At 54.5% G+C, this 14,407-nt stretch carries 14 protein-coding genes; 6 read left to right on the top strand and 8 right to left on the bottom strand.

From position 1 onward, the window contains the following. The first annotated feature begins 55 nt into the window (after window positions 1-55). A complete protein-coding gene (locus tag M1D91_RS06835; protein ID WP_437430852.1) occupies window positions 56-1,009 on the top strand; it encodes a YbeF family transcriptional regulator in 954 nt (317 codons plus the stop codon). 209 nt (window positions 1,010-1,218) lie between these two features. Beyond that, the gene (lipA, locus tag M1D91_RS06830) at window positions 1,219-2,184 is read left to right on the top strand and encodes a lipoyl synthase (RefSeq protein ID WP_437430851.1); all 966 of its coding nucleotides are present in this window, start codon (window positions 1,219-1,221) and stop codon (window positions 2,182-2,184) included. A gap of 73 nt (window positions 2,185-2,257) precedes the next feature. Here lipA and tatE read toward each other — a convergent pair whose 3' ends face one another. Then, window positions 2,258-2,458: a twin-arginine translocase subunit TatE gene (tatE, locus tag M1D91_RS06825; protein ID WP_437430850.1), complete on the bottom strand. Its 201-nt coding sequence runs from the start codon at window positions 2,456-2,458 to the stop codon at window positions 2,258-2,260. A gap of 125 nt (window positions 2,459-2,583) precedes the next feature. Further along, window positions 2,584-3,372, bottom strand: coding sequence for a deaminated glutathione amidase (locus tag M1D91_RS06820; protein ID WP_437430849.1), 789 nt, complete (start codon window positions 3,370-3,372; stop codon window positions 2,584-2,586). Between the two features lie 90 nt (window positions 3,373-3,462). On the opposite strand from M1D91_RS06820, the gene crcB reads away from it, so the two are divergent. Then, window positions 3,463-3,846 carry a fluoride efflux transporter CrcB gene (gene crcB / locus M1D91_RS06815; RefSeq protein ID WP_437430848.1) on the top strand — a complete coding sequence of 128 codons (384 nt, stop codon included), beginning with the start codon at window positions 3,463-3,465 and terminating at the stop codon, window positions 3,844-3,846. Window positions 3,847-3,900: 54 nt separating this feature from the next. Here crcB and cspE read toward each other — a convergent pair whose 3' ends face one another. The 6 genes from cspE to M1D91_RS06785 form a co-directional block, all read right to left on the bottom strand. After that, a complete protein-coding gene (cspE, locus tag M1D91_RS06810; protein WP_004100146.1) occupies window positions 3,901-4,110 on the bottom strand; it encodes a transcription antiterminator/RNA stability regulator CspE in 210 nt (69 codons plus the stop codon). Between the two features lie 206 nt (window positions 4,111-4,316). Then, window positions 4,317-7,436: an efflux RND transporter permease subunit gene (locus tag M1D91_RS06805; protein WP_437430847.1), complete on the bottom strand. Its 3,120-nt coding sequence runs from the start codon at window positions 7,434-7,436 to the stop codon at window positions 4,317-4,319. Continuing rightward, a complete protein-coding gene (locus M1D91_RS06800) occupies window positions 7,433-8,881 on the bottom strand; it encodes an efflux RND transporter periplasmic adaptor subunit (RefSeq protein WP_437430846.1) in 1,449 nt (482 codons plus the stop codon). The genes M1D91_RS06805 and M1D91_RS06800 overlap by 4 nt, the downstream gene beginning before the upstream one ends. After that, a complete protein-coding gene (locus tag M1D91_RS06795; protein WP_437430845.1) occupies window positions 8,878-10,134 on the bottom strand; it encodes a TolC family protein in 1,257 nt (418 codons plus the stop codon). The genes M1D91_RS06800 and M1D91_RS06795 overlap by 4 nt, the downstream gene beginning before the upstream one ends. A gap of 11 nt (window positions 10,135-10,145) precedes the next feature. Continuing rightward, window positions 10,146-10,499 carry a copper-binding protein gene (locus M1D91_RS06790; protein ID WP_437430844.1) on the bottom strand — a complete coding sequence of 118 codons (354 nt, stop codon included), beginning with the start codon at window positions 10,497-10,499 and terminating at the stop codon, window positions 10,146-10,148. Between the two features lie 54 nt (window positions 10,500-10,553). Next, window positions 10,554-10,916 carry a DUF2946 domain-containing protein gene (locus M1D91_RS06785; protein WP_437430843.1) on the bottom strand — a complete coding sequence of 121 codons (363 nt, stop codon included), beginning with the start codon at window positions 10,914-10,916 and terminating at the stop codon, window positions 10,554-10,556. Between the two features lie 396 nt (window positions 10,917-11,312). Between M1D91_RS06785 and dcuC the strand changes: the two genes are divergently transcribed. The 3 genes from dcuC to rnk all read left to right on the top strand — a co-directional run bounded on the left by dcuC (window position 11,313) and on the right by rnk (window position 14,173). Then, window positions 11,313-12,686 (top strand): anaerobic C4-dicarboxylate transporter DcuC, encoded by a 1,374-nt coding sequence (gene dcuC, locus M1D91_RS06780; protein WP_437430842.1) that lies wholly within the window; start codon window positions 11,313-11,315, stop codon window positions 12,684-12,686. 97 nt (window positions 12,687-12,783) lie between these two features. Next, window positions 12,784-13,593 carry a ribonuclease I gene (gene rna / locus M1D91_RS06775; RefSeq protein ID WP_437430841.1) on the top strand — a complete coding sequence of 270 codons (810 nt, stop codon included), beginning with the start codon at window positions 12,784-12,786 and terminating at the stop codon, window positions 13,591-13,593. Window positions 13,594-13,762: 169 nt separating this feature from the next. Next, window positions 13,763-14,173: a nucleoside diphosphate kinase regulator gene (gene rnk, locus M1D91_RS06770; protein WP_437430840.1), complete on the top strand. Its 411-nt coding sequence runs from the start codon at window positions 13,763-13,765 to the stop codon at window positions 14,171-14,173. Window positions 14,174-14,407 lie beyond the last annotated feature (234 nt).

Below are 14,407 nucleotides of genomic sequence, written 5' to 3'. Positions count from 1 at the left end.
ACCACAAAATAAATTCAACTATCATTCGTTATGGGAATGATTACGGAGCACAAGCGTGGATTATAATAACCCGTCGGAACAGCGAATAACGGAACGCCCCGAAGAAGACAAGCCGCAAATCTTCCGAACGTTGCGCAATATCGACCTCAATTTATTGACTATTTTCGAGGCGGTATATGTGCAAAAAGGGATAGTAAATGCAGCGAAAGTGCTTAACCTCACACCTTCTGCCATTAGTCAGTCCATTCAGAAACTGCGGACCATATTTCCGGATCCGCTATTTATCAGGAAGGGCCAGGGCGTCACACCCACCGCCTATGCCTCCCATCTGCATGAGTATATTAGCCAGGGGCTGGAGTCCATTCTCGGCGCACTGGATTTAACGGGCAGTTATGACAAACAGCGTACCATTACGATTGGTACACCTCCCTCTCTCGGCGCTATTGTCATTCCTGTCATCTGGAAAGCCATTAAAGAAGCTGCGCCACATTTACTGATGCGCAATATTCCTATCCACGATGCGGAAAATCAGCTAAGCCAGTTTCAGACCGATCTCATCATTGATACGCACATTCCCACGACCAGGACGCTTAACCACCATGCGCTCTACACGGACCGGTTAATGCTGGTATGCAGGCAAGGTCATCCCTGCCTGCATGCGCCCATCAATGAAGATGTGCTTCAGCATTACGACCACACGCTTTTAATGATGGAAGGTCAAAACCTGAGTAGCTTACGTCAACGGGTGCAGGATCTTTTTCCTGAGCGCCAGGTAAGTTTTAGCAGTTACAACATGTTTACTATTGCTGCACTCATCGGTAACAGTGATATGCTCGGGTTAATGCCAACCAGACTGTTTAAATTATTCAGTGCTTGCTGGCCTTTAGCAGAAATCGAGTTTCCACCGGTCAGCAATGAAAGACTTGATATTTCACTGTATTACAATAAGTTGAGCTTACGAGACCCTGTACTGGAAAATGTGATCAACGTTATTCGACGCGCGTTCTAATTACCCATCCAGCCTGGCAAAACGGCTAATGCTCACTGGGCATTTGGCACAAAACAACAACTATTTTACAATTTGCCCTGTTGTCAGGCTGCTTTCCGCCCCTCATCAATGATATACTGCACGCCGTGAATTCAAAAATAGTTGATAAATACAACGTTCCCTTGAATTGAATCACTTACTTCGTTATCCGCAACTGGAACACGCACGCTATGAGTAAACCCATTGTGATGGAACGCGGTGTTAAGTACCGCGATGCCGATAAAATGGCTCTTATCCCGGTTAAAAACGTGGCAACAGAGCGCGAAGCCCTGTTGAGAAAACCGGAATGGATGAAAATAAAACTTCCGGCTGACTCTTCCCGTATTCAGGGTATCAAAGCCGCCATGCGTAAAAACGGGCTGCATTCTGTTTGCGAAGAGGCGTCCTGCCCTAACCTTGCTGAGTGTTTCAACCACGGTACGGCAACCTTTATGATTCTGGGTGCCATTTGTACGCGCCGTTGTCCGTTCTGCGATGTCGCACACGGCCGCCCCGTGGCACCGGATGCCAACGAGCCTGGCAAACTGGCGCAAACTATCGCTGATATGGCTTTGCGCTATGTGGTCATCACCTCCGTTGACCGCGATGATTTGCGTGATGGTGGCGCTCAGCATTTTGCCGATTGTATTACCGCGATTCGTGAGAAAACCCCTTCCATCAAAATCGAGACGCTGGTCCCTGACTTCCGTGGTCGTATGGATCGCGCGCTGGATATTCTTACGGCAACGCCGCCCGACGTGTTTAACCACAATCTGGAAAACGTTCCGCGTGTCTATCGTCAGGTACGACCGGGGGCGGATTACAACTGGTCACTGAAGCTGCTTGAGCGCTTTAAAGAAGCCCATCCTCACATTCCGACCAAATCGGGTCTGATGGTAGGCTTAGGCGAAACCAATGCGGAAATCGTGGACGTCATGCGCGATCTGCGACGTCATGGTGTGACCATGCTGACGCTGGGCCAGTATCTACAGCCAAGCCGCCACCATTTGCCCGTGCAGCGTTACGTCAGCCCGGAAGAGTTTGATGAGATGAAAGAAGAAGCACTGGCGATGGGCTTTACCCACGCTGCATGTGGTCCGTTTGTCCGCTCTTCTTATCATGCCGACCTGCAGGCAAAAGGCATTGAAGTAAAATAATGGTGTAACATCCCATTACACTTGAGATAAAAAAACCGGCCTGTATGCCGGTTTTTTTTCGTGTCGGGAAGCATCACTCTTTATGAGAGAGCTTTTCCGCCGTGACGTCATCCGTGCTCTTCCTGGCAGTGGTGTCATCATCGTTCATCGCTTTTTTAAAGCCCTTGATGGCCGTGCCCAGATCGCCACCCAGCGTACGCAGTTTTTTGGTACCAAACAGCAGAATGACCAGCGCGGCCACGACCAGTAGCTTGGTAATACTAATTTCACCCATAGATACCTTCTTTCATATAACACAGCGTAAAGCGCCATTATACCCGGACGTTATTAACGGTCATCCGGCGCGCGCACACAATAGCAATCTGTAACGAGATGAATCAAGCATTGTTTAAAAAAACATCACTTGAGAACGGGTATGGTAAAACGACGGTTGCGCAAAACAGGCAGAGCGTCACGCACCTCTGTCAGGCGGGTTTGGGTTACGTCAGCAAAAATAAGCTGCGGTAATTCTGCCGCCGCCGCTAAAGTCACACCCAGTGGATCGATAATCCGGCTCTGACCAATGTTTTTGTTGCCGCACTCACCTGATGCCACCACATAACTGGTGGTATCTAACGCCCGCGCAGCCAGGAGTGTTGCCCAGTGGTGCTCTTTGAGCGGACCACGAACCCAGGCCGCAGGCAATATCAGCATTTCTGCACCCTGGAGTGCCAGCGCCATTGCCAGCTCAGGAAAGCGTACATCATAGCAGGTCATCAGCCCCACTTTCATACCGGCTACGTCAATAAGCGGAGCAATGTCATCACCGGCGTCTACTCTTGCGGACTCCTGCATGTTAAACGCGTCATACAAGTGCAGCTTGGCGTACTGGGCGATAATGTTGCCTTCCCGAAGCACCACCAGGGTATTGATTGCACGCCCCTCAGTTGACGGGACGTGAATGGTAAGAATAGTCGTCAGGGTATTCCTGCGGCTCTCATGCAAAAGATGTTGCATGAACTCGCCATCCAGCGGCTGCGCCGACTTCACTGACAGGTACGGATCGCTATCATCGCGTGCCAGTACTGCCTCCGGCAAGACCAGCAAGGCTGCATCCTGGTGCGCGGCGCGCGCCATCATCTCTACACAGATGCTGGCGTTAACACGCCAGTCCGGGGTTACAACAAACTGACCAGCAGCAACAATCATCTTTTCTTCTCCTGAAGGTGCCGACATAGTCAGAGAACCGGTTCGGCGTTACACTCGTCACTCTCTTAATTCAAATAGCAGGATTTCCCGGTGTTACAACTCCTTTTGGCCGTTTTTATTGGTGGTGGGACAGGCAGCGTCGCGCGCTGGGCACTCAGCATGAAACTAAATCCCGCGCACCATGCCATTCCCATTGGCACGCTGACGGCAAATCTGGTCGGCGCGTTTATTATTGGCCTGGGGCTGGCCTGGTTCAATCGAATGCCGCAAATCGACCCCGTATGGAAATTATTGTTGACAACGGGGTTTTGCGGTGGACTCACGACATTTTCGACCTTTTCAGCCGAAGTCGTTTTTCTTCTACAGGAAGGTCGTGCGGGCTGGGCGCTGTTAAACATTGCGGTCAATCTGTTAGGATCGTTTGCAATGACTGCCCTCGCGTTCTGGCTTGTCACCAGCGCTAACGCGAATTGAAGGCAAAAAAAACCCGCTTCTCAGCGGGTTTTGAAATTCTGTCTTATTGCTAACTTAGATAGGCATCACGTTAGCAGCAGAAGGACCTTTGGCACCGTTAGTGATTTCGAACTCTACACGCTGACCTTCAGCCAGAGTTTTGAAACCATTGCTCTGGATTGCAGAGAAGTGTACGAACACGTCTTTGCTGCCATCTTCCGGAGTAATGAAACCGAATCCTTTGGATTCATTAAACCACTTAACGTTACCTTTAATCTTAGACATCAATATTACCTTTACATGAAAAACGACACAAATGCTGTGTCGAGTAACAGTACAACAATTGTAGAGACTTTTGTCCAGTCGTTATTCATCAAAAAGTGATAAATGTCGCGAAGTTTATTCGAATCTGCTGTTTGTCCCGTGTTTTATCGGTTGGTCAATAAATGCTCGCACTCACCGCCGCGCCCGGTAACAGGACGCGGCAGATTTTAGCCCCGTCGATGTATCAGTTCATAGACCGCCGGGATAACAAATAAAGAGAGCAGCGGTGCGGTGATCATCCCACCAATCATGGGTGCAGCAATCCGACTCATCACTTCAGCGCCGCTACCGCCCCCCCACATGATGGGCAGCAGCCCGGCCATAATGGTCGCCACCGTCATCACTTTAGGTCGCACACGTAGCACCGCCCCCTCATGGATCGCGCGACGCAACATGGTGTGTCCGCCATCGGGCTCCTGGCGGCGGTATTTCTCCAGCGCGTGGTTTAGATAGAGCACCATAATGACACCAAATTCCGCCGCCACGCCTGCAAGCGCAATAAATCCTACCGCGCCTGCAACCGATAAGTTGTAGTCCAGAAACCATAACAGCCACACGCCCCCAATCAACGCAAAAGGGAGCGTCCCCATGATCAATAATGCGTCAGAGACTCGCCTGATGGTGATGAACAGCAACACAAAAATAATCAACAGGGTGACAGGTATTACCACCTTCAGCGTTGCACTTGCACGCTCAAGATACTCATACTGGCCTGACCAGGAGAGCGTAACCCCCGGTGGCAGCGCCACCTCTCTGGCCACACGCTGCTGCATGTCATCCACGGCGGATTTTAAATCCCGCCCACGCAGATCCACATAGATCCAGTTTGATAAACGGGCATTTTCGCTTTTCAGCATCGGTGGCCCCTCGTTGACCACCACTTGCGCCAGGTCGCCCAGCGCCACCTGACTGCCGTTTTCGGTGATCACCGGTAACGCACGCAGATCGTCAACGTTTGCGCGCAGCTCTCGCGGGTAGCGAATGTTGATCGGGAAGCGCTCGCGCCCCTGCAATACTTCTCCGACATTTTCCCCGCCTACCAGAGTAGCCACCAGCGACTGTAACTCGTTAACCGACACCCCGTAACGCGCCGCCTGCTGACGATCAATAATGATATCGATATAGCGTCCTCCGGCAAGACGCTCGGCCAGTGCGGAGGTGACGCCGGGTACGTTTTTCACCACCTGTTCAATCTGCTGCGCCACGCGTTCGATGTCCGCAATATTACTCCCGTTCACTTTAATCCCGACCGGGCTTTTGATGCCTGTCGCCAGCATGTCGAGCCGGTTGCGGATTGGCGGCACCCAGACATTGGCAATACCGGGAATACTTACGGTTTTGTCCAGTTCATCCACCAGCTTATCCGGGGTCATACCGGGTCGCCACTGGTCACGAGGCTTAAACCTGATGGTGGTTTCGAGCATCGTTAACGGCGCAGGGTCTGTCGCACTCTCCGCCCTTCCTGCTTTGCCAAACACGCTTTCCACTTCCGGCACGGTTTTGATCAGACGATCGGTCTGCTGAAGCAGCCGCGCAGCTTCGCGCGCAGAAATACCCGGCAGGGTTGAGGGCATATACAACAGATCCCCTTCATTGAGTGGCGGCATAAACTCACTGCCGAGACGGCTCAGCGGCCATAAGGTGGCCAGCAACAACAGCAGAGCGAGGGCCAGTGTCACTTTCGGCCAGCGCAGCACGCGTTCCAGCGCAGGTTCATACAGACGAATCAGAAAGCGATTAATCGGGTTCGCTTTTTCATCAGGAATCTGTCCCCGGATAAACACCCCCATCAGTACCGGCACCAGCGTAATACCCAGCCCTGCCGCAACGGCCATAGCCCAGGTCTTGGTAAACGCCAGCGGAGAGAACATTCGTCCTTCCTGGGCCTGAAGCGAAAACACGGGAATAAACGACAGGGTTATGATAAGCAGGCTACAGAACAGGGCCGGGCCAACCTCCACCGCCGCCTGTTCGGACAAGCGCCAGTAGTCACCTGAGGTCAGTTCGCGGTCAGGGTTATCATGCCGCCACTGTTCAATCACCTTGTGCATGTTTTCGATCATAACGATTGCCGCATCGACCATGGCGCCTACTGCGATCGCGATCCCGCCCAGTGACATGATGTTGGCGTTGATCCCCTGGTAATGCATCACAATAAACGCCCCCAGGATGCCAAGCGGCAGAGAGACCATCGCCACCAGCGCCGAGCGAAAGTGGAACAAAAACAGGCTGCACACCACAGCCACCACAATGAACTCCTCAATCAGCTTGTGCGTAAGGGTTTCAACGGCATGCCCGATGAGTGTTGACCGATCGTACACCGGCACAATCTCGACCCCGGCTGGCAGCGTTTTCTCTACTGCCTGAAGTTTCTCTTTTACAGCGTGGATAGTCTTCAGCGCATTTTTGCCATAGCGCATGACGATAATGCCCCCTGCCACCTCCCCTTCTCCGTTATATTCGGCCACGCCACGGCGCAGCTCAGGGCCAGTACGCACGCTGGCGACATCCGAAAGCATCACCGGCACGCCGTTGCGACTGGTAATCACCACCTGGCGAAAATCTTCAAGCGACCTGAGATAGCCCGTGGTACGAACCATGAACTCCGCCTCTCCCCTCTCTATAAGCGCGCCGCCGCTCTCCTGATTGGCGGCCTTTACGGCGGTAATCAACTGCTCATGGGTGATATTCAGCGCCCGCATCTTTGCCGGATCGGGAATGATTTGGTACTGACGCACCATACCGCCGACGCTTGCCACCTCCGCCACATCCGGTACCGTTTTAAGTTCAAACTTCAGCGTCCAGTCCTGTAACGCACGCAGATCGGCAAGGTTATGTTTACCGCTTCGGTCAACCAGCACGTATTCATAGATCCACCCCACACCGGTGGCATCCGGCCCCAGCGCGACGTTAACCCCCGCCGGGAGGGTTGACTGGATTTGACTGAGATTCTCAAGCACCCGGGAGCGCGCCCAGTAGAGATCGGTATCATCCTCAAACAGAACATAAATGTAGGCGTCACCAAACATGGAGTAGCCCCGCACCGTTTTCGCCCCCGGAACTGACAGCATCGCGGTCGTCAGAGGGTAGGTCACCTGGTTTTCGATAAGCTGCGGCGCTTTACCCGGATAGCTGGCACGAACGATCACCTGCACGTCAGAGAGATCCGGCAGCGCATCCAGCGGGGCGCGTTGCACCGACCAGATACCCCACCCGGTTAGCACAAGCGCGGCGAGCAAGATGAGAAGACGGTTACGCAACGAGGCACGAATAATGTCGGCAATCATTTCATTTCCCCTTCATTTGCCATCAGATGGGTGATCACCGCACCGTTTTCATCATCAAGGGTGAAGCTGAACATTACCGGCTGACCGACCTTAATCTCCGGCTGTGGCTTTGTGAGCACGAAATCCATGGTCATCGCACCCCACTTCAGCGCCGGAACAGGCTGATGCGCCAGCGTCACTGAACCCTTGTCGATGGCTTCCACCACGCCGGTGCTCTCATACTCATGGGCCTTCTTCTCAACCGGCGTGTCGGGCAGCGCGCTGCGCAGGCTGGCCTCGGAATCAATCAGGAATTGACCGGAGGTGACCACGTCATCCCCCTCTGCCAGACCGGAGAGCACTTCGCTCCAGCCGCGCGACGTTCTGCCGATGGTCACCTCCACCGCCCGGAACTGCCCCTCACCTGATGCCAGCAGCACACGGTTTGCCGTGCCGGTGGCAATTAAGGCCTCTTCAGGAATGGTCAGTACCGCAGGCTGTCTGGCGTTCTCCGGCTGAGACACGGTCAGGAACATGCCCGGTTTCAGCTTTTGCCGGGGATTTTCGAGCACAATTCGCGCCCTGAGCGTCCGGGTCGTGGTGTCCATTTGTGGTAATAGCTCACTCACCCGCCCGTGAAACTGTTCACCCGGCCAGCTTGCCGCGCTCGCAACAATCTCATCGCCCAGGGTAAGGGCTCGGGCCTCGGTTTGTGGGTAATCTACCACCAGCCAGACCGGGTCGAGGCTTGCCAGTTCAAACAGCGTTTGCGTGGCGGCGACCTGCGCGCCCTCGCGGGTATCAAGGTTGACCACATACCCGTTCCGTTCAGCGCGCAGAGTCAGGCGGGTCTGTGGCTTACCGCTGCGCTCCACTGCCTGAACAATCGACGCGGGCATAAACTGCAGGGCCAGTCTCTCACGGGCTGCACGGGTCAACGCCTCGTCGCCCAACTGACGAACGGCCAGATACTCCTGCTGGGCTGCCGTCCACTGCGGGATCCACAGTTGTGCCAGCGGCTCCCCTTTTTCCACCCACTGCTGCGCTGCACGCACATACAGCTTCTCCACCACTCCGGCCGCCGGAGAAGGCACCGTCTGAAGACCGCGCTCATCGGTGGTGACGGTCGCAAACGCTGAAAATGCCGGAGCCAGCATACGTTTTTCCACCTTCGCAGTGGTCATCCCCAGGTTCTGTTGCTGGCGCGCGCTGACGATGACGCCTCCGTTATCTTGCGCTTCGTCGGCATAGCGGGCGACCAGGGGCATATCCATAAAGGGTGATTTCCCCGGCTTATCGAAACGCTGCCCTGGCACCATTGGATCGTACCAGTACAGCACCTTACGCCCGGCCGGTGGTGGAGAAGAGGGTTCATCTGTCGTCGACGAATGCTGACGTCCCGGGCCATAACCCACCCCTGCAGCCAGACTGGCGGCCATTAATATCGCTAAAAGCGTTTTTTTCATTGCGCCAGCGCCTCGGGAATCAACCAGTTAATGGCGGCCCAGCTGCGGGCCATCTCTTTTTCCGCCGACAGCAGAGCCAGTTCACCATCGAGTACGGCCCGACGCGCTTCCAGCAACTCAGGCAACTGACTTTGCCCGCTGCGATACTGTGCTGCCATCAGGGATGCCCGCTGACGAATCCGTGGCAACACGTTGTCCTTCTGCCGGGACCAGAGCGTCCGCGCGGCGTTGTACTGCGCAACAAGCGATTGCACCTGCGCCAGATGTTCACGCGCAATCAGGGCCAGCTGATCGTTCGCCTGCATCGTGCGGGAGAGGTCTGCGGCGTGGTCTTTATCCTGACGCCTTGAGGTGAACAGCGGCAGGTCGACGGTCACCATCACGCCCGCCATGTCTTCATAGCCCTCAGCGCGGCGGCCATACCAGACCTCGACTTCCACATCCGGGATGGCAGCAATCGCCGACTGGGCTGAACGTGCTCTGGCGCTGTTGGCGTCACTGACCGCGGCCACCATTTCCGGGTGGCGGGCAACCCCACTCTCCAGGGTGCGCTCATCAGCAGGCAAGCGTTGATAGCGCGGCAGAGCTCCCCCGGTAGCGGTGACCGGTTGCCCGGTGAGCTGCCTTAATCGAGCCTGAGCAAGCTCAACATCACGTTCGGCGAGGGTCACTTTATCCTGCATCCCGCTGAGGCCAATCTGAAAGACGAGGACGCTGTCAGGGGTTGCATTGCCCGCGGCAACGCTGGCTTTTTGCGCCCCCTGTTGCGCCGTGGTTTCGGCGAGCAGCCTGCGTGTGATGTCCAGTGCGCGTGTCGAAAGCGCCAGATCAAGCCAGGCCTGAGCGGCATCACGCTGAAGCGCCGCGCGGGTCACGGCGGACCTGGCGTTAGCGCTCTGCGCTTCTGCCAGCAGCGTATCGGCTTTGCGCTCCCGCTTTTCTGCGCTGACGTATTGCTGCATTACGCCAACCCGCTGCATGGTCATGCCTTCACGGGTAAGACGGCGATCGTTACTGCCCTGTACGGGAAGGTTTTCAATCCCAAATTTCAGCTTCGGGTCGGGGAGCTGGCGTGCGGAAGTTGCCATGGCATCCAGCGCATGGACTTCATTGCGACTGGCAGAGAGCTGTGCCGAGTAGCGTTCTGTGGCGAAAAGGGTTTGTGCCAGCGTGAATGACTCCGCCTGTGCGGCGGAGCACATCAGACCCAGCACCACCCCACTCAGCCGCAGGCTCAGTGAGAATCGTTTCATAGTGTCCCCGATCAGTGTTGTGGCGTCAGGGAAACCAACTGATAGCCGTTATCGTTCTGGCTGAAGGTAAAACTGACCTTTTCGCCCACCTGCATTGCCAGTGCACCGTCGCGTTGCGGCAGAGCAAACTGCATGGTCATCGGCGGCCAGTTGAGATCGGGGATGGCCTGGTGAGCAATAGAAACGGTGTCAGGGGTCACTTTTTTGATAACGCCCAGCGAGCGGTAAACCGGTGCATGCCCTGCCGCGTGCTGCGACATGTCGTGCTGCATAGCCGTCGCGTCATTAGCCTGTACGGCAGAAAAGAGAGAAAGGGAGAGCAGCGCCAGCAGACAGGCCAGCGAAAAACGAAGGTAAGAATACATATCAGAACTCCTGTTGATCGTAAAAGAAAGAAATTTCAACGAATTAACAGGTTTCTACTCTCTGAATCGGCAAAAGCGGATAGTGGCCGGCGGGCCAGCGGCCGGTGGGGTTAATGCCCATCCCTCCCCGACGAGTGCAACACTCACCGGTTTAGCAACCGCAAGGGTCATACTGACGGGCAACGCCACAACCGGCTGATGGCCGGTCTCTTTTTGCACCACGTCAGGCACACAATGTTTGTCGCACAAGGGGGCTTTCATCCCGTGTTGCAAACGCTCTTGTGCATGACTGGTCATTACATGTTCGTAATGCTGCGTCATGACCGTCGCACCCTGCACGTTGAGGTCACAATCATGTGCAGCAATTGCCACCTGACTCTGGATGAACAGCCAGCCGAAGGCCATCAGCAACAACATAAGGTGTCGCTTTATGACGCGCAGTTGACCTGGCCTGCCAGTATGCATATTTACCCGAGAGCAGGGAGAGAGAGGGGTGAGTATAAGCACCCGATTTTTAATTTTTAAAGGCTTTTTTAATTAATTTACGCGATGAATGAATGGGTAACCAAACTCTCGAATATTATTAACTTTTTATTTTCTTTTCCGTCGACCTGTTTTCAGCCCTCCAACCTGTATCGGGTAATTCCTGTTAGAAGCAGGCCGGTGCGGAGAACAAATTTACACGATTATATTCTTAAAACGATCCTTCCTTGATTTTAATCATCTACTCCCTGACCGTTCTTCGGCACATTGCATTTTTTCGTTTTCCCGCAGCCGTTTTTATCTGACCTTCACCCTGGGATCCAGAACACTATGTTAACGATTATCGAACTTCTTATTGGCGTGGCCGTTATCGTCGGCGTCGCACGCTATATCATTAAAGGATACTCAGCGACTGGCGTACTCTTTGTCGGCGGCCTGACCCTGCTCATTATCAGTGCCATTATGGGCCATAAAGTACTGCCAGGCAGCGCCACCAGCACCGGTTACACCGCCACCGATATTGTCGAGTATGTGAAAATTCTGCTGATGAGCCGTGGCGGCGATCTTGGCATGATGATCATGATGCTCTGCGGATTTGCAGCCTATATGACGCACATCGGCGCTAACGACATGGTTGTGAAGCTGGCCTCCCGCCCACTGCGTTTTATTAACTCGCCTTATCTGCTGATGATTGCGGCTTATTTTGTCGCCTGTCTGATGTCACTGGCCGTCTCATCCGCCACCGGACTTGGCGTATTATTAATGGCGACACTCTTCCCGGTGATGGTCAATGTCGGTATCAGTCGCGGTGCGGCGGCCGCAATTTGCGCCTCTCCGGCTGCGATTATTTTATCACCCACATCAGGTGACGTGGTGCTGGCAGCGAAAGCAGCAGAAATGCCGCTGGTGGATTTCGCCTTTAAAACCACCCTGCCTATTTCCATTGCCGCCATTATCGCCATGGCAATTGCTCACTTTTTCTGGCAGCGCTATTTAGATAAAAAAGAGAATATCACCGCCGAAATTCTCGACGTGAAAGACATCACCACCAAAGCCCCGGCTTTTTATGCCATTCTGCCGTTTACCCCCATTATTGGCGTCCTGATTTTTGACGGCAAATGGGGTCCTGAACTGCATATCATCACTATTCTGGTTATCTGTATGCTGCTGTCGGCGGTGCTGGAATTCTTCCGTGGTTTCAACACGCAAAACGTCTTCTCAGGGCTTGAAGTCGCTTATCGCGGCATGGCTGATGCCTTTGCGGGCGTGGTGATGCTGCTGGTTGCCGCCGGGGTCTTTGCACAGGGGCTGAGTACCATCGGCTTTATCCAGAGTCTTATCTCCATTGCCACCTCCTTCGGGTCAGCCAGTATCATCCTGATGCTGGTGCTGGTTATCCTCACCATGCTGGCGGCGATGACCACCGGTTCGGGCAATGCTCCCTTCTATGCGTTTGTGGAGATGATCCCCAAACTGGCGCATGAGTCCGCCATCAACCCGGCCTACCTCTCCATTCCCATGCTGCAGGCTTCTAATCTGGGGCGTACTATTTCCCCCGTTTCCGGCGTGGTGGTGGCAGTTGCAGGGATGGCAAACATCTCGCCCTTCGAGGTGGTGAAACGGACATCAGTGCCGGTGCTGGTGGGTTTGATTGTGGTGATCATAGCCACTGAAGTGCTGGTGCCAGGAGCGGCAATCCGCTAACGCGTACCCTGCCCGATATGCAAAAAGCGCCTCCCCGGCGCTTTTTGTGCTTTAATAACTGCCAGAAATTATCTCACCGTCAGTATCAGGAATATCAATGTTAAGAAAGGGTCTCGTCGCCAGCCTTAGCGTCGCTGTGGCGATCCTCTCGCTCACGCCAGTTCGGGCCGAACCGCTGGTTGCTAAAAAGTATGGGGATTTTGACAGCTATGTTCTGGCTCTCTCCTGGCAGACTGGTTTTTGTCAGAGCCAGCATGATCGGGGTAGCAGGGAGCCGGACGAGTGTCGGCTGCAAAAAGAGCCAGCACAAAAGCGTGATTACCTTACCGTGCATGGATTGTGGCCGGGCCTGCCAAAATCTATCGCGGCCCGCGGGGTCGATAATAATCGCTGGATGCGCTACGGTTGCGCCAGCCGCCCCATTCCTGACATGCCGGAAGCCAAAGCCAGCCGAAAATGTGCCGCCGCTGAAACCGGTTTGTCGCTGGAGATGGCCGATAAACTCAATGCGGTCATGCCTGGTGCCGGAGGCAATTCGTGCCTGGAGCGCTATGAGTACGCCAAACATGGCGTCTGCTTTGGTTTTGATCCAGATGCATGGTCTGGCGTGATGGTTCGCCTGAATCAGGAGGTAAGACAGAGTCCACTGGGCACTTTCCTCGCAACGCATTATGGTAAGCGCGTAACACGTCGGGACCTTGACCTGGCGATGGCGCAATCCTGGGGTGACGGCAGCATAAAGTCGGTTAAATTAAGCTGCAGCGGAAAGCCAGCCTATCTCACCGAACTGCAGTTCACTCTGGATGCTGAATCAATAAACGAACCGCTTACCGCCCAATCTTTTCGTCAACAACCCCATCCGGGCAACTGCGGCGAGAGCTTTATCATCGACCCTCAGGGTTACTGAGACAGGATCGCCGACAAACTTATCATAAACCCGGCAAATGTGAGCCGGGTCACTTCAAACTTGTCGCCAGTGTCAGTATCATCGGATCAGCTAAACCCTCGCTGCCAGTCGGCGAGGGTTTTTCTTTGGATCAACCAGGCGGTGCACCGCCCAAGACATGGAGCAAGAGATGTCCAGACCTGCCATTATCATCAACGAACTCGATGCTGAGCGCATTGACCGCTTGCTGGAGAAACCGGCTTACGCGAACCTGCCGGTTGCGCAGGCGTTAAACACAGAGCTGGATCGTGCCCAAATGTGTAGCCCTGAGGCTATGCCAGCTAATGTTGTCACCATGAACAGCACCGTCACGTTTCGCGATTTGAAAAGTGGCGAAGCACGTACCCGAACCCTGGTCTACCCTACCCGGATGACCGACAGCGCAAACCAGCTTTCGGTGCTGGCGCCCGTCGGTGCCGCGCTGCTGGGATTACGCGTGGGTGACAGCATTCACTGGGAGTTACCCGGCGGAGCTTCAACCGACCTTGAAGTGCTGGAGCTGGTTTACCAGCCAGAAGCGGCGGGTGACTACCTGCTCTGAGTGGTGCCATTGTGCGTAATAACAGAGGGTGCGTTCTGCATCCTCTGACTGACCCTGACCTCCCACATGTCGTCATTTCGCGGCGCGTTCGACTCTGATTTTTAGCGCAACGACGCCTGCAAAGGGGCGAGCCTGCTCTTTATCTTCTCACCCAGCAATCATGGTGGCTGCGGTACGTTACCCTCGCCATTCTGTATTTGGGTCATCCATCGGGAATGTGAATAATTGCCAGCG

The organism is Enterobacter sp. SA197 (genome assembly GCF_054131575.1).
The sequence above is the reverse complement of the archived record's forward strand: the minus strand, read 5'-3'. Positions and strand labels throughout refer to the sequence as shown.

Excerpts from the sequence above, each read along its gene's own strand:
- lipA (WP_437430851.1), top strand. The coding sequence starts at position 1,219 with ATGAGTAAACCCATTGTGATGGAACGCGGTGTTAAGTACCGCGATGCC.
- tatE (WP_437430850.1), bottom strand. The coding sequence starts at position 2,458 with ATGGGTGAAATTAGTATTACCAAGCTACTGGTCGTGGCCGCGCTGGTC.
- M1D91_RS06820 (WP_437430849.1), bottom strand. The coding sequence starts at position 3,372 with ATGATTGTTGCTGCTGGTCAGTTTGTTGTAACCCCGGACTGGCGTGTT.
- cspE (WP_004100146.1), bottom strand. The coding sequence starts at position 4,110 with ATGTCTAAGATTAAAGGTAACGTTAAGTGGTTTAATGAATCCAAAGGA.
- M1D91_RS06805 (WP_437430847.1), bottom strand. The coding sequence starts at position 7,436 with ATGATTGCCGACATTATTCGTGCCTCGTTGCGTAACCGTCTTCTCATC.
- M1D91_RS06800 (WP_437430846.1), bottom strand. The coding sequence starts at position 8,881 with ATGAAAAAAACGCTTTTAGCGATATTAATGGCCGCCAGTCTGGCTGCA.
- M1D91_RS06795 (WP_437430845.1), bottom strand. The coding sequence starts at position 10,134 with ATGAAACGATTCTCACTGAGCCTGCGGCTGAGTGGGGTGGTGCTGGGT.
- M1D91_RS06790 (WP_437430844.1), bottom strand. The coding sequence starts at position 10,499 with ATGTATTCTTACCTTCGTTTTTCGCTGGCCTGTCTGCTGGCGCTGCTC.
- M1D91_RS06785 (WP_437430843.1), bottom strand. The coding sequence starts at position 10,916 with ATGTTGTTGCTGATGGCCTTCGGCTGGCTGTTCATCCAGAGTCAGGTG.
- dcuC (WP_437430842.1), top strand. The coding sequence starts at position 11,313 with ATGTTAACGATTATCGAACTTCTTATTGGCGTGGCCGTTATCGTCGGC.
- rna (WP_437430841.1), top strand. The coding sequence starts at position 12,784 with ATGTTAAGAAAGGGTCTCGTCGCCAGCCTTAGCGTCGCTGTGGCGATC.
- rnk (WP_437430840.1), top strand. The coding sequence starts at position 13,763 with ATGTCCAGACCTGCCATTATCATCAACGAACTCGATGCTGAGCGCATT.